At 73.5% G+C, this 21,375-nt stretch carries 18 protein-coding genes; 7 read left to right on the plus strand and 11 right to left on the minus strand.

Annotated elements, in window-relative coordinates:
• Window positions 1–27: 27 nt before the first annotated feature.
• From ACIRO3_RS10010 to ACIRO3_RS10050, 9 genes are all read right to left on the minus strand, one after another.
• On the minus strand, window positions 28–1,098 hold the full coding sequence (locus ACIRO3_RS10010) for a glutamate ABC transporter substrate-binding protein (RefSeq protein ID WP_404134528.1): 1,071 nt from the start codon (window positions 1,096–1,098) through the stop codon (window positions 28–30).
• A 5-nt stretch (window positions 1,099–1,103) separates the two neighbouring features.
• Window positions 1,104–2,510 carry a hypothetical protein gene (locus ACIRO3_RS10015; RefSeq protein WP_404134530.1) on the minus strand — a complete coding sequence of 469 codons (1,407 nt, stop codon included), beginning with the start codon at window positions 2,508–2,510 and terminating at the stop codon, window positions 1,104–1,106.
• 239 nt (window positions 2,511–2,749) lie between these two features.
• Window positions 2,750–3,760 carry an N-acetylglucosamine kinase gene (locus ACIRO3_RS10020; RefSeq protein WP_404134533.1) on the minus strand — a complete coding sequence of 337 codons (1,011 nt, stop codon included), beginning with the start codon at window positions 3,758–3,760 and terminating at the stop codon, window positions 2,750–2,752.
• On the minus strand, window positions 3,751–5,016 hold the full coding sequence (locus tag ACIRO3_RS10025) for a 6-phospho-beta-glucosidase (RefSeq protein ID WP_404134536.1): 1,266 nt from the start codon (window positions 5,014–5,016) through the stop codon (window positions 3,751–3,753). Before ACIRO3_RS10025 ends, ACIRO3_RS10020 begins: the two co-directional genes overlap by 10 nt.
• Before the next feature lie 3 nt (window positions 5,017–5,019).
• The gene (locus ACIRO3_RS10030; protein ID WP_366150531.1) at window positions 5,020–5,874 is read right to left on the minus strand and encodes a carbohydrate ABC transporter permease; all 855 of its coding nucleotides are present in this window, start codon (window positions 5,872–5,874) and stop codon (window positions 5,020–5,022) included.
• Between the two features lies 1 nt (window position 5,875).
• Window positions 5,876–6,817, minus strand: a complete 942-nt coding sequence (locus ACIRO3_RS10035) for a sugar ABC transporter permease (RefSeq protein WP_365997822.1) — start codon at window positions 6,815–6,817, stop codon at window positions 5,876–5,878.
• Between the two features lie 5 nt (window positions 6,818–6,822).
• On the minus strand, window positions 6,823–8,157 hold the full coding sequence (locus ACIRO3_RS10040; RefSeq protein ID WP_404134540.1) for an ABC transporter substrate-binding protein: 1,335 nt from the start codon (window positions 8,155–8,157) through the stop codon (window positions 6,823–6,825).
• Window positions 8,158–8,225: 68 nt separating this feature from the next.
• Complete coding sequence (locus ACIRO3_RS10045) at window positions 8,226–9,440, minus strand: ROK family protein (protein WP_404134543.1); 1,215 nt, start codon at window positions 9,438–9,440, stop codon at window positions 8,226–8,228.
• 123 nt (window positions 9,441–9,563) lie between these two features.
• Complete coding sequence (locus tag ACIRO3_RS10050; protein WP_404134546.1) at window positions 9,564–10,631, minus strand: mechanosensitive ion channel family protein; 1,068 nt, start codon at window positions 10,629–10,631, stop codon at window positions 9,564–9,566.
• Between the two features lie 260 nt (window positions 10,632–10,891).
• On the opposite strand from ACIRO3_RS10050, the gene ACIRO3_RS10055 reads away from it, so the two are divergent.
• Entirely contained in the window at window positions 10,892–11,446 is a 555-nt protein-coding gene (locus tag ACIRO3_RS10055) for an HNH endonuclease (RefSeq protein WP_361786411.1), read from the plus strand.
• A 33-nt stretch (window positions 11,447–11,479) separates the two neighbouring features.
• Here the strand turns inward: ACIRO3_RS10055 and ACIRO3_RS10060 are convergent, their stop codons facing one another.
• Window positions 11,480–14,506, minus strand: a complete 3,027-nt coding sequence (locus ACIRO3_RS10060) for a beta-N-acetylglucosaminidase domain-containing protein (protein ID WP_404134550.1) — start codon at window positions 14,504–14,506, stop codon at window positions 11,480–11,482.
• 223 nt (window positions 14,507–14,729) lie between these two features.
• Here ACIRO3_RS10060 and ACIRO3_RS10065 point away from each other — a divergent pair, with 223 nt between their 5' ends.
• From ACIRO3_RS10065 to ACIRO3_RS10075, 3 genes are read left to right on the plus strand one after another with little or no spacing between them, the layout of a single operon-like run.
• A complete protein-coding gene (locus ACIRO3_RS10065) occupies window positions 14,730–14,966 on the plus strand; it encodes a hypothetical protein (protein WP_365997826.1) in 237 nt (78 codons plus the stop codon).
• A gap of 12 nt (window positions 14,967–14,978) precedes the next feature.
• The gene (locus ACIRO3_RS10070; RefSeq protein ID WP_404134554.1) at window positions 14,979–16,955 is read left to right on the plus strand and encodes a 4-alpha-glucanotransferase; all 1,977 of its coding nucleotides are present in this window, start codon (window positions 14,979–14,981) and stop codon (window positions 16,953–16,955) included.
• A 20-nt stretch (window positions 16,956–16,975) separates the two neighbouring features.
• Window positions 16,976–17,215, plus strand: a complete 240-nt coding sequence (locus ACIRO3_RS10075) for a hypothetical protein (protein WP_053674868.1) — start codon at window positions 16,976–16,978, stop codon at window positions 17,213–17,215.
• Window positions 17,216–17,382: 167 nt separating this feature from the next.
• On the opposite strand, the gene ACIRO3_RS10080 is transcribed toward ACIRO3_RS10075, so the two are convergent.
• Entirely contained in the window at window positions 17,383–17,880 is a 498-nt protein-coding gene (locus tag ACIRO3_RS10080) for a MarR family transcriptional regulator (protein ID WP_361774412.1), read from the minus strand.
• 157 nt (window positions 17,881–18,037) lie between these two features.
• On the opposite strand from ACIRO3_RS10080, the gene ACIRO3_RS10085 reads away from it, so the two are divergent.
• Genes ACIRO3_RS10085 through ACIRO3_RS10095 form a run of 3 tightly spaced genes read left to right on the plus strand, consistent with a single transcriptional unit; the run spans window position 18,038 to window position 21,371 of the window.
• Complete coding sequence (locus tag ACIRO3_RS10085) at window positions 18,038–19,405, plus strand: MFS transporter (protein WP_404134556.1); 1,368 nt, start codon at window positions 18,038–18,040, stop codon at window positions 19,403–19,405.
• A complete protein-coding gene (locus ACIRO3_RS10090; RefSeq protein WP_366150345.1) occupies window positions 19,402–20,373 on the plus strand; it encodes an EamA family transporter in 972 nt (323 codons plus the stop codon). Before ACIRO3_RS10085 ends, ACIRO3_RS10090 begins: the two co-directional genes overlap by 4 nt.
• A 50-nt stretch (window positions 20,374–20,423) precedes the next feature.
• Window positions 20,424–21,371, plus strand: a complete 948-nt coding sequence (locus ACIRO3_RS10095) for a DMT family transporter (RefSeq protein ID WP_404134559.1) — start codon at window positions 20,424–20,426, stop codon at window positions 21,369–21,371.
• Window positions 21,372–21,375: the final 4 nt, after the last annotated feature.

The raw sequence follows: 21,375 nt of genomic DNA on the forward strand, positions 1-21,375 counted from the left end.
TGTAAGGCTCTGCCTCCGTCACGGGCCTCAGCCGTCCCGGTACTTGGGTGCGGGCGGGGCGGTCACCTTGGGCAGGACGGCCTCCAGGTGCTTGCGGTAGGACTGCATCCAGGGGCTGCCGTCGCCGCCCGCGCGGTAGTCCTCCAACACCTTGTTGACCCGACGCACCAGGTCGGAGGCGTCCTTGTTCATGGCGACGCCGTAGAACTCCCGGGTGAACGGGGAGCCGACCAGTTGCACCGACGGGTCCTGCGCGGCCTGGCCGGCGGCGAGCGCGTTGTCCGTGATGATGCCGTCCACCTCGCCGAGTTGCAGGCGCACCAGGCAGTCCAGCTGATTGGACACGGAGACCGACCGCGACCCGTACGACCGGGACTTGAGCGCGGCCTCGGCGGTGGAACCGGCCGCCGTGCAGATCCGGCGGCCGTCCAAGGAGGTGTCGTACCCGGTGATCGGCGAACCCTTGGGGGCCAGCACCTGCTGGCCGGCCTCGAAGTACGCCGTGGAGAAGGCGACGTCCTCCAGCCGCTTGCAGTTGATCGTCATGGTCCGCACGACGACGTCGACACGGTTCTCCTGGAGCGCCGGCACGCGCTGGCTGGTGGGGATGGCCCGGTAGATCACCGCGTTCTCGTCGCCCAGGATGTCCTTGGCGATGGCCTTCACCAGCGCGATGTCGAAGCCGTCGAGATGGCCGTCCGGATTGCGGTAGCCCCACTTGAAGCTGTTCTGGTCCACGCCCGCGACGAGCTTGCCCGCCTGACGGATCCGCTCGATGGTCGGGCCGTCGACCCCGGACGGGCGCAGGCTGGCCTCCGGGTCCTGGCAGGTGTCGGTCGGGCTCGCCGGAGCCACCGCCATCGTGGCGGGCGGGCGCGCCGGGCCGGAACCGCCGGTGTCCGGCGTGGCGTGGGCCAGCGGCAGCAGCACGGCGACGGCCGTCACCGCGCAGGCGGCGGCCATCGCGCTCACCCCGCCCCAGCCGCGCAGGCGGCGTGTCACCCGCCGGAGTCCGGTCGTCCCGCGGGCGCCGTCCGCGCCGGTCCGGCCGTCCGCGCCGGCGCCGCCGGCCGCTTCGAGCCCCGCTCGTATCCGCATCGATCTCACCTGTACTCCGAAAGCCTGCGACCGATGCCGAGCAGTGCCGCCGCCGCGCCGACGACCGCCAGGGCCGCCGCTCCCGTCGTCAGCCCGCCCAGCGCCCCGAGTCCGCCCCGGGCCGCCCGAGTGAATTCCTTCTGCTCGTGGACCACGGCCTGCTCCAAGGAGGCGTCCACGGTGTCGAAGGAGGCCCCGCTGCTGTCCTTGTGGTCCTTGTCGCCGACCACCTGGACCAGCGCGAGGTCGTAGTCGCCCCGCATGTCGCTCTCGCGGGCCGACGCGTGCCGCTGCTTCCACTGCGTCACACCGTCGACGGCCTTGGCGAGCGGCTGCTTGCCGTTGCCGTCGTCGGCGAGCCGCAGCGCCGCCGACAGGCCGGCGTCCAGCTCCTTCATGTTCTTCGTGTAGTCCACGTCGTACTTGTCGGACTTCTTGTCCTCGGCCAGTACCGCGCCCCGCGCGACCAGCGTCAGGTTCTCGTTGGCCCGGGCCTGGAGGGAGGCGATCCGCGCGTCGTTGAGCACCTTCAGGGACTCCTGCCCGTCCGACCGGGCCTCGCTCAGCCCCGCTCGCGCGACCGAGTGCCCCACGACGAGCCACAGGAGCACGACCGCCGACGCGGTCGTCGCCGCGACGAGGCCGTGGTTGAAGACCCGGTTGGTCCGGCGGTAGTTGCGTCGCTGCGCCCACACCAGGGCGCCGATGCCGAGCAGACCCGCGCCGATCGAGGCGAACGGCCAGGAGCGGGCGTCGTCGTAGTCCGTGTAGAGGCGCCCGGTCTCCGCCTCGTACAGCCGCTGGGCCGCCGGCAACAGCACGGTGCTCATGCGCTCGTTGGCGTACCGCAGGTAGGCGCCGCCGAGCGGCAGGCCCTGCCGGTTCGTGGCCCGGGCCTGCTCGATCAGCCCGGTGTAGCGGGGCAGTTCCTCGCCGAGGAGCGCGATCTCCTTGCGGGACTCGCCGCCGGCCCCGGTGTTGGCCGCCGCGCCCACCAGCAGCCGGGAGGCGTTGGCGATGTCCTTCTCGTATCTCTGTCGGACCTCGCGCGGTTCCTGGGCGCCCGCGAGGAACCCGCTGGAGGAGGCCGTGTCCGCGTCCGCGAGCGAGCGGTAGATGTTCGCCGCGTCCGCGCTCAGCGGCTGGCTGTGGCCCACCACGTCGTCGGCGGCGGTGGCCCGGCCGGAGATCTCCCAGACGGTGACCGCGCCGAACAGCACGACCAGCGCGGCCAGCACGGCCCCGATGATCCGAAGCCGGCCCGGTTCGGTGGTCGCCGCCTCACGCAGCCGGTCCACGCCCTCGGCCCAAGCGGTCCCCCGCCCGGGCGGTTCGGGCGCTCCCGCGGGCGGCCCGGCGGGCGGTGCGGAGACACCGCCGCCGGGCGCGGGCGCGCGTGATGTGATGGCCACCGTGACCTCCCCCTTGGTCCTGAATCCCCCCAGCCACCGCTGGAAGGTACCCCCGTCGCAGCAGTATGGACGTAGTGGCGGTCAACCACAGCACCCGGTGGCGGCTCTTGGGTGATACGTCCCAAGCGCACCCCCGGGGCCGTCGCCGGGCCCCCACCGCGTCGCTCCCGCCACCCCTTCACCGTCTATACGTCCACACGACCGCCACGGTTCCAGACGGGGCGCCCCCCGGGGCGGGTTCACCCGAAATGGGCACGGAGTTTTTCACGGGCCCCGGCAGTCGCGTCCAGCGCGTCCAGCCCCAGCAGCCCCGCCCCCAGCACCGGCGGGGCCACGATCACCGACATCCGGGCCAGCGGAGCCCGTTCGGCGAGCCCCGCCCGGATCCGGCCGTTCAACCGCGGATGCCCGGCCGCGAGCACACTGCCGCCCAGTACGACGGGCGCCTCCTCGCCCAGCAGGTCCAGGCGTCGGAGCGCCACCGAGGCCATCGCCACCACCTCGTCGGCCTGCCGGTCCACGATCGCCGACGCCACCGGGTCGCCCGCGGCGGCCACCGCGAACAGCACCGGCACCAGTTCGTGCGTCCGCCGCTGGGGCGCCGCGCCCAGGTGCAGGGCCTCGATCAACTCGTACATGGAGCCCAGCCCGAAGTGCCCGGGCAGCGCCCTCGCCAGCTCCGTCGGACCGCCCCGGCCGTCCTCGGCCCGTGCCGCCCACCACAGGGCCTCCTCGGCGAGACCGGCCCCGCCGCCCCAGTCGCCCGAGATCCGGCCGACCGCCGGGAACCGCGCGGTGCGCCCGTCGGGCAGCATCCCCACGCAGTTGACGCCGGCCCCGCACACGACCGCCACCCCGCGCGGCGGCCCGGTGTCCGGGAGCCCGGCCCGCAGTATGGCGAAGGTGTCGTTGCGCACCTCGGTCGCCGCGCCCCAGCCGCGCGCGCTGACCGCGTCCGCCAGCCGGCGTTCCTCGACCGGCAGGTCGGCGTTGGCCAGACAGGCCGAGACCTGCGCGGCGTACGGGGCGCCCGGCCGCAGCCGGGGCAGTCCGGCGGCCTCGGCCGCCTCCGCGACGGCCCGGCCGAGCACGTCGACGGCCGGTTCGATCCCGACCCGGGGCGGTTGGAAGCCCCCCGACCGGCCGGTGCCGAGGACCGTGCCGTCCGCGCCGATCAGCGCCACGTCGGTCTTGCTGTTGCCCGCGTCGACGGCCAGCACCGCCACCGGGCCGGGCCGGCTCACGCCCATGGCAGGTGCTCCTTGTTGTGCGCGAGCAGCCGGTCGGTCAGCCCTTCGGCGAGGTCGAACTGTCCGACCAGCGGGTGCGCGAGCAGCGCCCGGAAGACCCGCTCGCGCCCGCCGCGCAGGGCCGCGTCCAGCGCGAGGTCCTCGTACGCCGTGACGTGCGAGATCAACCCGGCGTACAGCGGGTCCGGGCGCGCCACGGACAGCGGCGCCGGGCCCGAACCGTCCACGCGGGCCTGCACCTCGATGACCGCGTCGTCCGCGAGGAACGGCAGGGTCCCGTTGTTGAGGGTGTTGACCACCTGCACGGACGGGCCGCCGCCGCCCAGCAGCGCCGCCGCCAGGTCCACGGCCGCCTCCGAGTAGAAGGCCCCGCCCCGCTTGGCCAGCAGCGCCGGCTTCTCGTCCAGCGCCGGGTCCCCGTACAGCGCCAGCAGTTCCCTCTCCATCGCGGCGACCTCGGCGGCCCGCGAGGGCTTCGCGCCGAGCTCTCGGACCACCTCGTCGTGGGCGTAGAAGTAGCGCAGGTAGTAGGAGGGGACCACGCCGAGCCGGTCCAGCACCGCGCGCGGCAGGCGCAGGTCGGCGGCGACCGCGTCACCGTGTTCGGCGAGCAGCCCCGGCAGCACGTCCGTGCCTCCCGGGCCGCCGAGGCGTACGGCGGTCTCCCAGGTCAGGTGGTTGAGCCCGACGTGGTCGAGGTGGATCTCGGCGGGGGTCACGTCCAGCAGGGCCGCGAACTTCCGCTGGAAGCCGATGGCGACGTTGCACAGTCCGACCGCCTTGTGCCCGGCCTTCAACAGGGCGCGGGTGACGATCCCGACCGGGTTGGTGAAGTCGATGATCCAGGCGTCCGGGTTGGCGCGCCGCACCCGGTCGGCGATGTCGAGGACCACCGGGACCGTGCGCAACGCCTTGGCGAGCCCGCCCGCGCCGGTCGTCTCCTGGCCGACGCAGCCGCACTCCAGCGGCCAGGTCTCGTCCTGGAGGCGGGCGGCCTGGCCGCCGATCCGCAGTTGGATCAGCACCGCGTCGGCGTCGGCCACGCCCGCGTCCAGGTCCGAGGTGGTGGTGATCAGTCCCGGGTGGCCCTGGCGGGCGAAGATCCGCCGGGCGAGGGCGCCGATCAGCTCCAGCCGCTCGGTCGCCGGGTCGATCAGGACCAGTTCGCCGACGGGCAGGGTGTCGCGCAGCCGCGCGAAGCCGTCGATCAGCTCGGGGGTGTAGGTGGAACCGCCGCCCACCACTGCGAGTTTCATTGTCTAGCCCTTCACTCCGGTCAGGGTGACTCCCTCGACGAACGCCTTCTGGGCGAAGAAGAAGAGGACGATCACCGGGGCCATGACCAGTACGGTCGCGGCCATGGTCAGGTTCCAGTTGGTGTGGTGCGCGCCCTTGAAGGACTCCAGGCCGTAACTGAGCGTCCAGGCGGCCGGGTTGTCGGAGGCGTAGATCTGGGGGCCGAAGTAGTCGTTCCAGGCGGCGAAGAACTGGAACAGGGCGACGGCCGCGATGCCCGGCTTGGCCATCGGCAGGACCACGCGGAGCAGCGTCCGCACCTCGCCGCAGCCGTCGACGCGGGCCGCGTCGAGGTACTCGTCGGGGATGGTCAGCAGGAACTGTCGCAGCAGGAAGATCGAGAAGGCGTCGCCGAACGCCATCGGGACGATCAGCGGCCACAGGGTGCCGGAGAGGTCCAGCTGCTTCGCCCAGAAGAGGTACATCGGGATGACCACCACCTGTGGCGGCAGCATCATCATGGCGATCACCAGCAGCAGCGACAGCCGCCGGCCGCGAAAGCGGAACTTGGCGAGCGCGTAGGCGACGGGCACCGAGGACAGCACGGTCAGCAGTGTGCCGAGTCCGGCGTACAGCAGCGTGTTGCGCCACCAGGTCAGGAAACCGGGGGTGTTCCAGACCTGGACGTAGTTGTCCCACTCCCAGGTGCGCGGCCACAGGTCGCGCGTCAGCGCCTGCTGGTCGCCCATCAGCGAGGTGAGGAAGAGGAAGACGAACGGGAGGACGAAGAACAGGGCGGCGGCCACCCCCAGGGAGTGCACCGCGACCCAGTGCAGCAGCGCCTTGCGGCCCCGGGGAAGCACGATCGTGTCGGCCATGTCAGTCACCGGATCCGATCAGTCCGCCACGGCGGCGCATCAGGAGCGCGGTGAAGGCCATGGAGAGGGCGAAGAGGACCAGCGCGACCACGGACGCGCTGCCGTAGTCGAAGCGCTGGAAGCCCACGTTGTAGACGACCTGCGGCAGCGTCAGGGTGGACCGGTCGGGGTAGCCGGGCTCGAACTGCTGCCCCGAGCCGCCGATGACGCCCGCCGCGACCTTCCCCGCCACCAGCGGCTGGGTGTAGTACTGCATGGCCTGGATGACCCCGGTGACCACCGCGAACAGGATGATCGGGGAGATGTTCGGCAGGGTGATGTGCCGGAACCGGGCCCAGGCCCCGGCCCCGTCCAGCTCGGCGGCCTCGTACTGCTCCCTCGGTACGTCGAGCAGCGCGGCCATGAAGATCACCATCAGGTCGCCCACCCCCCACACGGCGAGCACGGTCAGCGCCGGCTTGGACCAGTCGGCGTCGGTGAACCAGCCGGGCGTGGGCAGCCCCACCGCGTCCAGCAGTACGTTGGCCGGCCCGGTCCCCGGGTTGAGCAGGAAGACGAAGGCCAGGGTCGCGGCCACCGGCGGGGCCAGGTAGGGCAGGTAGAACAGGGTGCGGAAGATCCCGGCGCCTGTCTTGATCCGCGTGATGAGCAGGCCGACGCCGAGGCCGAAGACGACCCGGCAGCTCACCATCACCACGACCAGCCAGAGCGTGTTGCGCATCGCCGGCCAGAACAGCGGATAGTCCGAGAACACGTACGTCCAGTTGTCCAGGCCGTTGAAGACGGGCGGACGGAAGCCGTCGTACCGGGTGAAGGAGAAGTACACGGTGGACAGCAGCGGGTAGGCGAAGAACACCGCGAACCCGATCAGCCAGGGCGACATGAAGGCCGCGGTGCGCAGCCTCGCCCCGCGGCGCTTCGCCCGCAAGGTGTGCGTGGTCATCGGGGCTACTTGGCCTTCGCGATGTCGGTGTCGATCTGCCGGTCGGTCTCGGCGAGACCGGCCGCGATGTCGGGCACGTCGCCCTTCTCGACCCGGTACGCGAACTCCTGGAAGGTCAGTTGGTAGGTGCCGCCGTCGGCCTGGGCCGGCGTGGTGCCGGACGCGGGGTGCCGGGCGATGTCGATGAAGGTCCGCAGCTCCGGGGTCACCTGGAGGCGCGGGGACTCCAGTGCTGCCAGCGTGGAGGGCACGTTGTGGATGGCGTTGGCGAAGTCCACCACCGCGTCGGTGTCGGTGGTCATGTACTTCACCAGTTCCCAGGCGGCGTTCTGCTTCCTGCTCGCCGCGGAGATGCCCATGACCGTGCCGGAGACGTAGCCCTTGCCGTACTCCGCGAGGCGGTCGTCCGGGACGGGCAGCGGCGCCGTCCCGATCTCGAACTCCACCCCGGCCTCCTTGGCCATCGCGGGGCGCCACTCGCCGTCGATCTGCATGGCGACCTGTCCCCGGTGGAAGGGGTGCTCGGCGCTCCACTCGTCACCGAAGGTGCTGCGGAAGCGTTCCAGCTTCTCGTGGCCGCCCAACGTGGCGACCAGGTCCTTCTGCGCGGTCAGCATCCGCGCGAAGCCCGGGTCCTTGGCCAGGTTCGACTTGCCCCGCGCGTCGAAGTAGCTCGGACTCCACTGCGCGGCCAGCCGCATGGGTGTGGTCTCGTAGCCGTGGAAGGTCGGCATGACGCCGAGCCGTTCGTAGCCGTCCCCGCGGGGCACCGTCAGCTTCTGCGCGACCTCGACGAACTCGCTCCAGGTCTTGGGGGGTTCGGTGATCCCGGCGGCGGCGAAGGCGGTCTTGTTGTAGACGAGGCCGTACGCGTCGTTCAGCAGCGGCAGCGTGCACTGGTTGTCGTTGAACCGGGTGTACTCCAGCAGGGGCTTGGGGAAGACCTTCGTCTTGTCGACGCCGGACTTGGCGAGGAAGGGGTTCAGGTCCGCGAAGGCGCCGGAGTTGCAGAACTTGCCGACGCTGTCGGTGGTGAAGGAGGAGACCACGTCGGGGGCCTTGTCCCCGCCCGCGCGCAACGCCTGGTTGATCTTGTCGTCGGTCATGTTGCCGGTGACCTGGACCTTGATGTTGGGGTGCGCCCGCCGGAAGCGGGCGATGTTGTCCTCGATGGCCTTCACCTCGCCCGGCGCGGACCAGCCGTGCCAGAAGTCGAGGGTGACCTCCGCCTTCGGGTCGTCCGCGGCGGCGGATCCGCTCTGGCCCGTACAGGCGGCGGCGAGTACGGATATCGCCGCGAGGAGGGCGGCTGTGAGGGTCGGTCGTCCGGTTCTGGGCATGGCGGGGCTCGCTCTCTGCGTGAGGGAACTTCCGTGAGGGGTGCCGCGGTGGCGGGAGGGGGGAGGGGTCAGCGCGGGGGCCGGCGCAGGGGCGGGCGGGAGGTGTCGAAGACCTCGTCGCGGGTGGTGGCCAGGGCGCTCTCCAACGCACCCCGCAGGACGGGCCGCTCGCGCACCTCGCCGGCGACCAGCCGGGGCCGGGAGGGGGCCAGTTCGGCCAGTTCGCTCTCCAGGAGGGCGTGCAGCGGCGCGCCGCCCGCGCCGATCAGGGCCCCCGACAGGACCACGATCTCCGGGTCCAGTACGGACACCAGCGAGGCCAGGCCGGTCGCGAGGACGGTGGCGTACGAGCGGAGGAAGCCCAGGTGCGCGCCCTCGGGCTCGGCGGCGGCCCGCTCCAGCAGCGCGACGCCGACGGCGACCTCCGGCCCGGTCGGGACCTCGATGCCCAGCTCGGCGGCGAGCCGGGGCAGCACCTGTACGCCCGCCAGTTCCTGGTAGCCGCCGGTGTTGGCGCGGGCGACCTGCCGGACCAGGGGATGGCCGGGCACGGGCAGGAAGCCCACCTCGCCCGCGCCGCCGGTCCAGCCGCGGTGCAGCCGGCCGCCGAGCACCAGGGCGGCGCCCAGGCCCTCCTCGTTCCACAGCAGGACGAAGTCCTCGTGGCCGCGGGCGGCGCCGAGCCGCTGTTCGGCGACGGCGGCCAGGTTCACGTCGTTCTCGTACTCGACCGGCATCGGCAGGGCCGCCGCCAGTTCGTCGAGGAGGGTGGGGGAGTGCCAGCCGGGGAGGTGGCTGGCGTACCGGAGCCGGCCGGTCTGCGGGTCGAACGCGCCGGGAGTGGCGATGACCAGGCGGTGCAGGTCGCAGCGTTGGAGCCCGGCGGCCTTGACGGCCTCGCCGAGGGCCCCGGTGACCTGGTCGACGGCGCCGGTGCCCTCGGTGTAGGGGAGTTCGAAGCTGCCGACCACCGCGCCGGTCAGATCGGCCACGGCCGCGACGACCCGCCCGGGGGTGACGTCCAGTCCGCCGACGTGCGCGGCGCGGGCGTTGAGCGTGTACAACTGGGCGCTCGGACCGGGGCGGCCGTCGTCGGTGCCGGTGGCCACGACCAGTCCGGCCTCCTCCAGTCGGGCCAGCAGTTGGGAGGCGGTGGGCTTGGACAGTCCGGTCAGCCGGCCGATCCGGGTCCGCGACAAGGGGCCGTGCGTCAGCAGCAGCTCCAGCGCGGCGCGGTCGTTCATGGCGCGCAACAGGCTGGGCGTTCCGGGGGTGGCGGGCATGGAGCGTCTCTCCCTCACCGAGATGAACTGTTAGGTAAGTTTCCTATCACCCTCCGAGCCGTGTCAATGGCGCTGCCCCGCAGGATGTGACCTGCGGGGCAGCGGTAGCGGGTGGTGCGGTGCCTACTTGGTGATCCGGGGGTTGCCGGGCGCGCTCGGTGCGGGGATCGGCGTGGTGGCCAGCGCCTGCGGGGAGGTCGGGTTCGCCATCGCCGACGGCGCGGCCACGGAGGCCGACGGGTCGGCGGCCTCCTCGGCCTCCTCCGCGTCCGGCAGCCCACCGATGATCCGGATGCCCGCCGCGTCGAAGGCCTCCTTGATGCGCCAGCGCAGTTCCCGCTCCACGGCGAACTGCTGGCCCGGCATCGTCTTCGCCGACACCTTCACCGTCATCGAGGCCAACAGCACCTCGTCCAGGCCCAGCACCTCCACCGGGCCCCACAGGCGCTCGTCCCACGGGGACTCCTTCGCCATGGCGTCCGCGACCCCCTGGACCACCTCGCGCAGGTGGGACAGCCGCTCCGTCGGCTTGACCTGCACGTCCACGCCCGCCGTGGCCCAGCCCTGGCTGAGGTTGCCGATCCGCTTGATCTCGCCGTTGCGGACGTACCAGATCTCGCCGTTGTCCCCGCGCAGCTTGGTCACGCGCAGTCCGACCTCGATGACCTCGCCGGAAGCCACCCCCGCGTCGATCTTGTCCCCGACGCCGTACTGGTCCTCAAGGATCATGAACACGCCGGAGAGGAAGTCCGTCACCAGGTTCCGCGCGCCGAAACCGATCGCCACACCGGCCACACCGGCACTCGCCAGCAGCGGCGCGAGGTCGATCTTCAGCTCCGCGAGCACCATCAGCACCGCCGTGCCGAGGATCAGGAACGAGGCCACCGACCGCAGCACCGAACCGATCGCCTCGGAGCGCTGGCGCCGGCGCTCCGCGTTGACCAGCAACCCGCCCAGGGTCGTCCCCTCGACGGCCGCCGCACCCCGGTTCATCCGGGATATGAGCTTGGTCAGCGACTTGCGGATCACCGACCGGAGCGCGAACGCGATCACCATGATGAAGACGATCCGCAGCCCCATGGCCAGCCAGTCGGCCCAGTTCTGCTCGATGAAGTCCGCGGCGTTGGTGACGCTCTCCGCGGCGTCGTCGGTGGTCGCTGCCAGCGGTGGCGGGATGGCGGGCGAGGGCACGGCGGGAACCTCCAGGCATAGCGGTCTGTCCGCGAGAGGTTTGTGCGGGCAGACCAACCACACTAACGGGGCACTCGCCCGACCTCGTTGTCGTCTCCGACGGAGAGACCAGACTCACCCGGCGAGAAGGCGGGTGTGGTTGAAAACACCCCGGACCCGTTACGGGCGCGTGGTGGCGCTTCGACCTGCCATAAGGGGAGACTGGAGAGCAGATCGTCCCGGCGCGAGCCACGCGCCGCCGGCGTACAAGGAGGCAGTCCGTGCCGCACGTCCTGGTCCTCAATGCGTCGTACGAGCCGCTCGGCGTCGTACCGCTCCGCCGCGCGCTCGTCCTCGTCCTGGAGAACAAGGCAGTCTCCCTCGAGGAATCCGGCGCCTTTCTGCACAGCGCGACGAGAGCCGTCCCCGCTCCCAGCGTGGTCCGGCTCAAGCGCTTCGTGCGGGTCCCCTACCGGGGGCCCGTTCCGCTCACCCGCCGCGCGTTGTTCGCCCGCGACGGTGGTCGCTGCATGTACTGCGGGGCCGTCGCCACCAGCGTCGACCACGTCATCCCGCGCAGCCGGGGTGGGCAGCACGCGTGGGACAACGTCGTCGCCGCGTGCCGACGCTGCAACCACGTCAAGGCGGACCGCCACCTGCTGGAACTCGGCTGGCGGCTGCGGCACCAGCCGGCGCCGCCGTCGGGCCTCGCCTGGCGGATCATCGGCACCGGGCACCGGGACCCCCGGTGGATGCCGTACCTCCAGCCGTACGGGGCCGAGGACGCGCTCGATCGGATCGGGGTCGGGGTGACGGCGACGGCCGCCGCGTCCTAGCCTCCGGCCTCGCCCGGCCGGGCGAGGCCGGAGTCAGGGGGTCACCGCGTGGGCCGTGGCCGACCAGAGGCTGCAGCCGAAGCGCGTCGCGCGCCTGTCGCACGTGACGCGGACGAACCGGGCCCCCGGCGCGTCCAGGTGGACGGCGTCCGTCTCGCCCCGGGAGGCGACCGACGCCGCCGCGTGCCAGACGACCCCGTCCGCGGAGGTCTCGACCCGGTACGCGGACGGGTACGCGTCCTGCCAGCGCAGCGTCAGCAGGCCGATCCGGGCGGGGGTCGCCAGTTCGGCCTGCCACCAGGCCCCGTCCACCGCCGGGGACGACCACCGGGTGGTGTCGGCGCCGTCCAGCACCGCCGAGGCGGGGAAGGCCGGGGTCTCGTCGCCCGACGAGGAGGCCTTCGCGCCCCGCAGCAGGTCCGGACCGCCCGTGCGGGGCACCGCCCGGACCGTCAGGGTGCGCGACTGTCCGGCGAAGGTCACCGGGACGGAGTAGACGCCCGCCCGCGTGCCGGCCGCGACGGTGACGTCCAGCGGGACGCTGACCAGGGTGCCGCGGGGGGCCTTCACCTCGCCCGGGACGCGGACCGCGATCCCCGGGGGCGGGGCCGCCGACAGCGCGCCGCGGACCTGGCCGGGCCGCAGGGCGGACAGGTCCGCCGTCATCCGCAGGGGGGCGCCGCCTATCTCCACGTCGGCCCGCCCGCCGCCGGCCAGCTCGAAGCGGGCCGCGGGCCCGTCCCCGAGCCAGGGCACCACGTGGTGCACGGCGGGGGAGTCGCCGGCCCAGACCAGTCGCACCGCGTCGGCCCGCAGACCGCGCAGGTCGGCCTGGGTCCACCCGGAGGCGCCCGCGTCGGCGACCTTGCGCCAGCCCTCGCCCGGTACGTGTGCCTCCACGGCGGCGCGCGTCCCGGGCGCGAGGGGGTCCGTCATGACGGTGACCGCCGACACGGGGCGTACGCCGTCCAGTCGGACGGTCCACGCGCCGGGGTCCCGCGACACCGTGCCGACGGTCCGCGACGCGCCCGTCCAACTGTCCGACTCGGTCGTCGCCTTCGCGAGGAAGGCGTCCAGCACGGCCGTGTCCACCCGGGCGTCGCCCGCCTCCGCGAGCCCGGCGCGGGCCGCCGCCAGGGAACGCGAGGCCTTCCAGGCCGCCGCCCCGTCCCCCCGGGCCTGGGCCCGGAGCACGTCCACGGCCAGTTCGCCGGCGGTCCCGTAGTCCGACAGCCGGTCCAGCCACGGGCCGGCCTCCCCGGCGAGGCCGGGCAGTCGGGAGGGTGCCTCCCGGAGCACGGTGAAGGCCGCGCGCAGCCGTTCGCCGGCCGCCCGGTCGCCCGCGGCGCGGGCCCGCCAGAACTCCTCGACGAGCGGTCTCAGGTACGCGGACTCCTCCTGCTTGAGCCCCGAGGAGGCGGTGTTCCCGGCGAGGGCGGCCAGCGCCTTGCGGGCCCGGGGGTCCGGGCCCGCAAGGTCGCGTACCGCCGCCGCCCACGATTCGCCGGCCCGGTAGCCGCGGGGGTTCCACGCGTAGTCCGCGGCCGTGAACACGGGGATGCGTGACAGGGTGCCCTGCGGCATCGCGTTGAGCATCAGCCCCGCCGAGCCGCCGGCCACCACCGGGTCGCGGCCCGTGTACGGGCCGAGGAAGATCCGGCCCGGATCCCAGTCGTTGACCGGGTAGTTGTCCATGGTGATCAGCGGATGCTGCCCGAAGGCCGCCCGGGCACCGGCGAGTTCCCGGCCGGTGATGGTGCGGGGCACCACCCCGACGCCCGTCCACGCCACCTCCACGCGTCCGTCCAACGCGCCGCCGAGCGCGCTCCGGTAGCCGGTGGGGCCGTCCTGGAAGTACTCGGTGGGCAGCAGGGACAGCGCGGGCGCCCCCGGATAGCGGGCGGCGAGGTGCGCGGCCAGCTCGTTGGCGACCTCGGCGTGCGCCTTCGCGGCGGCGACCGGGCCCCTTCCGTACCGCTCGCGGTCCTCCAGGCAGCCCCACTCGGTGTAGCTGACGTCCTGGAACTGGAGCTGGAACGCCCGGAAGCCCAGGTCCCACATCGCGTCCACCTTGCGGGTGAGCGCCGCCCGCTCGGCCGCCGAGGACAGGCACATCGACTGTCCGGGGGACACCGCCCACCCGAGCACCACCCGGTTGGCGCGGGCCCGCTCGGCGAGGGCCCGGAACTCGGTCTGCCGCTCGCGCGGGTAGTCCTCGCGCCACCGCGTGGTGCGGTACGTGTCGTCGCCGGGCGCCAGCAGCAGCCGGTTCTGCTTGGTGCGTCCCATGAAGTCGAGCTGGGCGAGCCGCTGTTCCCGGGTCCAGGGGTCCCCGTAGAAGCCCTCGGTGACACCGCGAACGGGAGCCGTCGGCCAGTCGCGTACGCGTACCCCGGGGGCTTTCGCGGTGCCCGTCGGGAGGAGTTGGCGCAGCGTCTGCGCCGCGTTGAAGAGTCCGTCGTCCCCCACGCCGGCCAGCGCGATCGTGTCCCGCCCGGTGGCCCTGCCCACCGCGATGCGATAGCCCCCGGCCGGCAGGTCCCCCGCCTCGGCGGCGCCCAGTGCCCGCAGCGCGGCGAGGGCGTCGGGGCCCTGGAGGCGTACGACGAGGCCGTGTTCGGGCAGTGCGTCCCCGGGGGCCCGCTCGTGCAGGGTCCGTACGCCGGCCCCGCGCAGGGTGGTCCGGACGATCTCGGCGGCGTACGGATCGGTGTCGGCGGCCGACACCAGTACCGCCTCGGTGCCCACCGGCACCGCGTGCGCCGGATCGGCCCTCATCGACTGCGGGCGCGGCCACACGGCCGGCCCGTCGGCGGCGGTCCGCGGCGCGTCGGAGCCCGGATCGAGGACCGGGCCGGGCCGGGCTCCCGACGAGGCGGACGCGGCGCCGTTCGCCGCGGCGGTACCCGCCCCCGGTTGCGACGCGGGCGAGTCGGGCGTGTCGGGTGCGGAGGGTGAGGCGGACATCACCCGGGGCCCGGAGGCGGTCGCTCCGCCCAAGAGCGTTCCCATGACGGCGATCGCCGCCGCCGTGGCCCGCTTCTTGCCCCTGAGCTGCACGGAGCCTCCCCGTCCCGAGTCGTCCCCCGCTCGTGTGAACGAGCCAGAGCCCACCATTCGTACGGTGGGAGTGTCAATGCGGATGGGGGATCTGGAGCGGATTCGCCAGGAATGCGCGGCCGTCGACTGGGTAGGGCTGCGTTGGTCCGCTCAGTTCCGACACGCGTGCCACGAGGGTGTTTTCCCGGGCACGTCCGCCGAACCCGCTCGAAGGAGTGCTCAGATGAACGTCCGGACCGCCCGCACGATCCACACCGCCCACAAACCCTCCGCCCGTCCCGTCGCCCCGCTCGCCCACCTGCCGACCCAGGCCGGGCTGCCGGACGCGCCCCTGACCAGCGAGCCCCCGCTCGCCGACTCCGCGCACGCGCCGCTGACCAGCGAGCCGCCCCTCACCGCCGAGGCTCCGCTGACGAGCGAGCCGACCACACCCGCCGCGGCCGCGGCCGCGGGCAACTAGACAGGGACTGACATGGACGATCTCACCCGGCTCGCGGAACTGCACGGCATCGCCACCAGCTACCAGCCCGCCGCCGAGGTGACCGTCCAGGTCCCCCACGCCACCATCACGACGGTGCTGTCGCTGCTCGGGGTGCCCGTGGAGACCCCCGAGGAGATCCGGGCCGCCGTCGCGGAAGCCGCCCGGGAGGCCGCCGCGCGGCCCCTGCCCCGCACGGTGGTGCACTGGAGGGGGGAGCCCCTGCCGGCCGCGCCGGCCGGGAGCCGGGTGCTGCTGGAGGAGGGCGGAGAGGCCCCGTGGGGCCCCGACCTGCCGCTCGGCGTGCACCGGCTCATGGCCGAGGCCCCCGACGGCGCCAACGCCGAGGCCACGCTGATCGTGGCCCCCGCCCGGGCCCCGGCCGCGCCCGGGCGCACCACCCACGGGCTCCTCGTCCAGCTCTACTCGCTGCTGTCCGAGCGCTCCTGGGGCATGGGCGACCTCGGCGACCTGGCCGAGCTCGCCCGCTGGGTCGGCCGCACCCACGGCGCCGGGTTCATCCAGGTCAACCCGTTGCACGCGGCCGTTCCCGGGACCCCGACCGACCCCTCCCCGTACCGGCCCTCCACCCGCCGCTTCCCGGACCCGGTCCACCTGCGGATCGAGGACGTCCCCGAGTACGCCGACTGCCCTGACCGGGCGGCCCTGGACGAGCTGGCCGCGCGGGGAGCCGAGCTGCGCCGAGCGGTCCTGGAGAAGGGCGAGCTCATCGACCGGGACGCCGTGTGGGAGCTCAAGCGGCGGGCGCTGGAGCTGCTGTACGCCGTCCCACGCGCGGCCGGGCGCGCCGCGGCCTACGACGCGTTCCGCGCCGAGCAGGGGGAACCGCTGGACCGGCACGCGGCCTGGTGCGCCGGGCACGCCGGGGAGGAGCCGGGGGAGCGGGCCGACTTCCACCGCTGGCTGGTCTGGCTGACGGTCGAGCAGCTGGCCGCCGCCCAGCGCGCGGCCCGGGAGGCGGGCATGGCGGTCGGCATCGTGCACGACCTGGCGGTCGGCGTGCATCCGCAGGGCTCGGACCTCGTCGGCCCGCGCCACTACGCCGAGGGCATCTCCGTGGGCGCCCCGCCGGACGCCTTCAACGCGCGGGGCCAGGACTGGGGGCTGCCGCCCTGGCGGCCGGACGCGCTGGCCGCCACCGGGTACGCGCCCTTCCGCGACCTGCTGCGCGGGGTGTTCCGGTACGCGGGCGCGCTGCGCATCGACCACGTCATGGGGTTGTTCCGGCTCTGGTGGATCCCGCGGGACACCCCGCCGGCGGAGGGTGCGTACGTCTCCCACGACGGCGAGGCGATGTTGGCGGTCCTGGTCCTGGAGGCCCACCGGGCCGGGGCCCTGGTCATCGGCGAGGACCTCGGCACGGTGGAGCCGCGCGTCCGCGACGCCCTGGCCCGGCGCGGGGTGCTCGGTACCTCGGTGCTGTGGTTCGAGCGTGACTGGGCGGGCGGCGGGGCCCCGCTGGAGCCCGGGGAGTGGCGGGCGGACTGCCTGGCGACGGCCACGACGCACGACCTGCCGCCCACCGCCGCGAAGCTGGCCGGGGCCCACGTCGAACTGCGCGACCGGCTCGGTCTGCTCGCCCGCCCGGTGGAGGTGGAACGGGCCGAGGACGAGGCCGACACCGTCGAGTGGCTGGCCGTACTGGACCGGCTCGGGCTGGAGACGAAGGACGAGGAGTCCGCCGTGCGGGCCCTGTACGGGTTCCTGTTGCGCACGCCCGCCCGGCTGGTCGGCGTCTGGCTCCCGGACGCGGTGGGGGACCGGCGGCCGCAGAACGTGCCGGGGACCTGGGACCAGTACCCCAACTGGCGGCTGCCGGTCGCCGACGGATCGGGGCGGCCCCTGACGCTGGAGGCGCTGACGGCCTCACCCCGCGCGAATGCCCTGTTGAGCGCGGTGCGCGAGGGCGTGCGGACCCGTACGGCACCCCCGGGCGCGCGCTCTGTTTAGGTGTTCGCTACTTTTGCACCGTGGACAAGAAGAACGCACTGCGCGCCGGCGCCGTCACGGCCGGAACGACGCTGATGATGCTGCTGATGACGTCTCCCGCCCTCGCGCTGACCCGCGACGACGGTGACGACCCGGCTCCGCCCCTGAGCATTGGCGAGACGCTCGGCCTGTTCGTGGCCACGCCGATCGTGCTGTTCCTGGTCATCGCGGGCCTCGTCATGGTGGGCGACAAGTCGCGCAAGCAGCAGCCCACGGACTGACGTCCGTCCACGTGAGCGCCCCCGCGCGGGGCGGTCACCCTTCATGACTTCCGGGGCGCCGGGGGTCCGTACGCCGACGCGTGTCGGTCGTGTCGCGGACCCCCGGCGCCCCGTCGTGTTCACGGGGTCCGGTTCGGCGACGTTCCCCGGACCCCGGCCGGGGGCCGTCAGGGGGTTCCGGCCAGCAACTTCCTGAGCAGGCCCGTGAGCACCTCGACCTCCTGCGGGTCGAGCCCGGTGAGCGCGGCGCGCTGTACCTCCAGGCCCGCGGTGACGGCCTCGTCGATGAGCGTCAGGCCGCGGTCGCTGATGGTCACGTGGAGCCCGCGCCGGTCGTGCGGATCGGGGCTGCGGGACAGCAGTCCGGCCTTCTCCAGCTTGTCCAGACGCCCGGTCATGCCGCCCGTGGTGAGCATCAGCGTGGCGGACAGCTGCCGGGGCGAGAGGGTGTACGGGATTCCGGATCGCCTCAGGGTGGCGACGACGTCGAACTCCCCGCGGGAGATCCCGTAGCGGTTGTAGGTCCGCTCCATCTCGTCGCCCATGGCCTTGGCGATCCGGTAGATCCGGCCGAAGACGGCCATCGGTGCGGTGTCGAGATCCGGTCGTACGGCGTACCACTGTGCGGCGATCGCGTCGACGGCGTCCTTGGTGTCCTCGGTCATGGGCGCAGTATCCGGCCTCCGTTTGGTCGAACGCAAGAAAGTTGCTTGACGACAAGTAGCTTAGAGCTAAGCTACTTCCAAGCAACCTAACGGGGGAGTGGTCGGAGTGGTCCACGTGGTCGAGGGCGACGCGCGACGGCGCACAGCGGGAGAACGGGTGGCGGGCGAGCGGTCCCTGCTCCTCGGAGTGGGGATCAGCGCGATCGGGATCGGGATGTACGTCCCGTTCTCCCTCGTCTTCTTCCACCACGTGACGGGCCTGTCCTTCGCCCTCGTCGGCGTCGTGCTCACCGTGACCGGCCTGGCCGGACTCGCGGTCATGCCGTGGGCCGGCTCGGCCGTCGACCGGTTCGGGGCCCGGCGGGTCAGCCTGCTCCTCCACGCGGTGCGGGCCGCCGGCTTCGCGCTCTACCCGCTCGCCGACTCGCTCCCCGCCTTCGCCGCCGTCGCCCTGGTCACCGCCCTCGCGGACCGGTCGTTCCCCGTCGTGCAGCAGTCCCTGATCGGCGAGGTGGCCCGAGGCTCCTCCCGCGACCGGCTCCAGGCCTCCATCCGGGCCCTACAGAACGCCGGCATGGGCGCCGGCGCGCTGATCGTCTCCGGCGTCCTGGCGCTGTGGGGCACCGCCGCGTTCACCCACACCGCCTGGGGCAACGCGGTCGCCTTCGCACTCGCCGGACTCCTCGTCGCCCGGGTGAAGCCGGTGCGGGACGTCGCGACCGGCTCGGCCGGGCGACCGCCCGCCGGCTACCGCATGGTGTGGGCCGACCGTCCCTTCCTCGGCCTGACCGCCGCCAACTTCCTGACCGCGCTCGGCTACTCGGCCCTGTCCGTGCTCTTCCCGCTCTACATCGCCACCTGGCTGAACGGCCCCGACTCCCTCACCGGGGCCGCCTTCACCGTCAACACCGTCCTGTGCGCCGGCGCCGGCGTCCTGATCGCGAGCCGGGTCCGTCGCTCCGGAGCCCGCCGGACCCACTCCGCCGCGCTCGGCGCCCTGCTCTTCGCCGCCGCGTTCGCGGGTCAGATCGTGCTCGGCACCGTGCGGCCCGGCCCGACCGCGACCCTGATCGCCCTGCTGGTCATCGTGGTCGTCTACACGATCGGGGAACTGGTCCACAGCCCGTCGGGCGGCGCCCTGTCGGTGTCGGCCGCGCCCGAGGCCGTGCGGGGCCGCTACCTCGCCACCTACCAACTGTCGTACTCCCTGGCCTCGGCGTTGGCCCCGTCCCTGTTCACCGCACTGCTCTCGGTGGACGGCCGGCTGCCCTGGGCCGTCCTGACCGTGGCCGCCCTCGGCGCCGCCCTGGCCCTGACCCGGCTGGAGCGCCGACTCCCGGCGGAGGCCGTGTACGCGACGCCCCCGGCCGCGGCGGCGAGCCCGACGCCCGCACCGGCCCCGGCGATCCAGGCGCCCGCGACGCCCGGCACGCCGATCCCCCGCGAGAGCGTCGCCGGCGCCGCCCGAGTCGGGCTCCGGTCCCGCTCCCTTGTCTTCTCCCATCCGTCCGAGGAGCTCTCGTGAACCGCTTCGCCACCGTCGCCCTGACCGCCCTGGCCCCCGTCTCCTGGGGTTCCACCTACGCCGTCGCCACCGAACTGCTGCCGCCGGACCGGCCCCTGTTCACCGGCGTCATGCGCGCCCTGCCCGCCGGACTGCTGCTCGTCGCCCTGTCCCGGACCCTCCCCAAGGGCGCGTGGTGGTGGAAGTCGGCGGTCCTCGGCACGCTCAACATCGGCGCCTTCTTCCCGCTGCTCTTCCTCTCCGCCTACCGGCTGCCCGGCGGCGTCGCCGCCGTACTGGGCGCCGCCGGACCGCTGTTCGTCGTCGGGCTCGCCGCGTTGCTCCTGGGGGAGCGGGCGCGGCTGCGGACCGTGCTCGCCGCCGTCGCCGCCGCCTTCGGGGTGGGCATGGTGGTCCTGACCGCGCAGGCCCGACTGGACCTCGTCGGGGTGATCGCCGGAGTGATCTCCTCCGTCTCCATGGCCGCCGGCACCGTGATGACCAAGCGCTGGGGACGCCCCGAGGGCGTCGGCCCGCTGGCCGTGACCGGCTGGCAGCTCACCGCGGGCGGCCTGTTCATCATCCCGATCGCCGCCCTCGTGGAGGGGGCGCCGCCCGCCCTCGACGGCCGGGCCCTCCTCGGCTACGGCTACATGATGCTGATCAACACCGGCATCGCGTACTGGCTCTGGTTCCGCGGCATCGGCAAGCTGACCGCCACCTCCGTCACCCTCCTCGGCCCGCTGTCCCCGCTCACCGCCGCCGTCATCGGCTGGGCCGCCCTCGGTCAGGCGCTGACCCCGGTCCAGGTGCTGGGCATGGCGATCGCCTTCGGCGCGACCGTGGCGGGACAGCTCGCGCAGCGCACGCCCAGGGCGCCCGGGCCGGCCGACGAAGCCGAGGTGGTTCCCCCGGGAACGTTCAGTTCCGCTGAAGGGAACGATCGAAATGTTTCGATGGACCTGGGCAATGACGGGGTGCGACGGTAGAGCACACGCTGCGGTGGATCACCGCACCCCACCCCGAGGAGGAGACCACAGTGGCCGTCACGGACCGCGCCCGTACCGTTTCGCAGACACGCCGGCCCGCGGGCGCCGGCGAGCCCGCGGGCACCGGCACGAAGGGGGCCGCCGGGGTCGGCCTGGTGCTCGCCCTGGTCGCGACGGTCGTCTGGTCCGGGAGCTTCGTCGCCACCCGCGGAATGGCCGACACGGTCCCACCCGTCCAGGCCGTCTTCTGGCGCTGGGTCATCGCCGCTGTGGCCGTCGCCCCCTTCGCCGCCCGCCAGGCCTGGGAACAGCGGGCCCTGCTCCGCGCGCACCTCGGTTACGTGTGCCTGGCCACCCTCTTCGGCGTCACCCTGTACAACACCCTCGTCCACCAGGCCGGGCTGACCACCTCCGCCTCCAACATGGGCATGATCATGGCCGCTTCGCCGGTCGTCATGGCCCTGTACGCCCGCCTCGGCGGCGAACGACTGGGAGCCCGCCGCGTCTTCGGGATGCTGCTCGCCGCCTTCGGGGTGCTCCTCCTCGTCGGGGACGGCTCGCTCGGCTTCGACTTCACCGCCGGCGACCTGTGGATGTTCGGCGCCGCCCTGTCCTTCGCCACCTACAGCGCCCTGCTCAAGCGCAAGCCCGCCGAACTGGGCGGGCTCGCCTTCCTGCTCGCCACCTTCGTGCTCGGCGCGCTGATGCTGGCGCCCGCCTACGCGGTGTCCGTGACCGTCCAGGGCGGCTTCGCCGTCACCCCCGGCGCCGCGGGCATGCTGCTCTACGTCGGCGTGATGTCCTCCGCCGTCGCCTTCTTCGCCTGGAACAAGGCCGTCGCGGTCATCGGCGCCGCCCGCGCCGGCGTCGTCTACTACCTCCAGCCCGTCTGCGTCGCCGGCCTCGGACTGCTGCTGCTGGGCGAGCGGACCGGACCCGCCGAACTCCTCTGCATGGCGCTGATCCTCGGCGGCGTGGCCCTCGGTGCCCGGCGGTAGGTTC

It is taken from the genome of Streptomyces sp. NPDC102278 (assembly GCF_044766345.1).
Classification (GTDB): Bacteria; Actinomycetota; Actinomycetes; order Streptomycetales; family Streptomycetaceae; genus Streptomyces.

Bases quoted from the DNA above. Each gene is read 5' to 3' on its own strand.
- ACIRO3_RS10010 (WP_404134528.1), bottom strand. From the start codon at position 1,098: ATGCGGATACGAGCGGGGCTCGAAGCGGCCGGCGGCGCCGGCGCGGAC.
- ACIRO3_RS10020 (WP_404134533.1), bottom strand. From the start codon at position 3,760: ATGGGCGTGAGCCGGCCCGGCCCGGTGGCGGTGCTGGCCGTCGACGCG.
- ACIRO3_RS10025 (WP_404134536.1), bottom strand. From the start codon at position 5,016: ATGAAACTCGCAGTGGTGGGCGGCGGTTCCACCTACACCCCCGAGCTG.
- ACIRO3_RS10030 (WP_366150531.1), bottom strand. From the start codon at position 5,874: ATGGCCGACACGATCGTGCTTCCCCGGGGCCGCAAGGCGCTGCTGCAC.
- ACIRO3_RS10035 (WP_365997822.1), bottom strand. From the start codon at position 6,817: ATGACCACGCACACCTTGCGGGCGAAGCGCCGCGGGGCGAGGCTGCGC.
- ACIRO3_RS10040 (WP_404134540.1), bottom strand. From the start codon at position 8,157: ATGCCCAGAACCGGACGACCGACCCTCACAGCCGCCCTCCTCGCGGCG.
- ACIRO3_RS10045 (WP_404134543.1), bottom strand. From the start codon at position 9,440: ATGCCCGCCACCCCCGGAACGCCCAGCCTGTTGCGCGCCATGAACGAC.
- ACIRO3_RS10065 (WP_365997826.1), top strand. From the start codon at position 14,730: ATGAACGTCCGGACCGCCCGCACGATCCACACCGCCCACAAACCCTCC.
- ACIRO3_RS10070 (WP_404134554.1), top strand. From the start codon at position 14,979: ATGGACGATCTCACCCGGCTCGCGGAACTGCACGGCATCGCCACCAGC.
- ACIRO3_RS10080 (WP_361774412.1), bottom strand. From the start codon at position 17,880: ATGACCGAGGACACCAAGGACGCCGTCGACGCGATCGCCGCACAGTGG.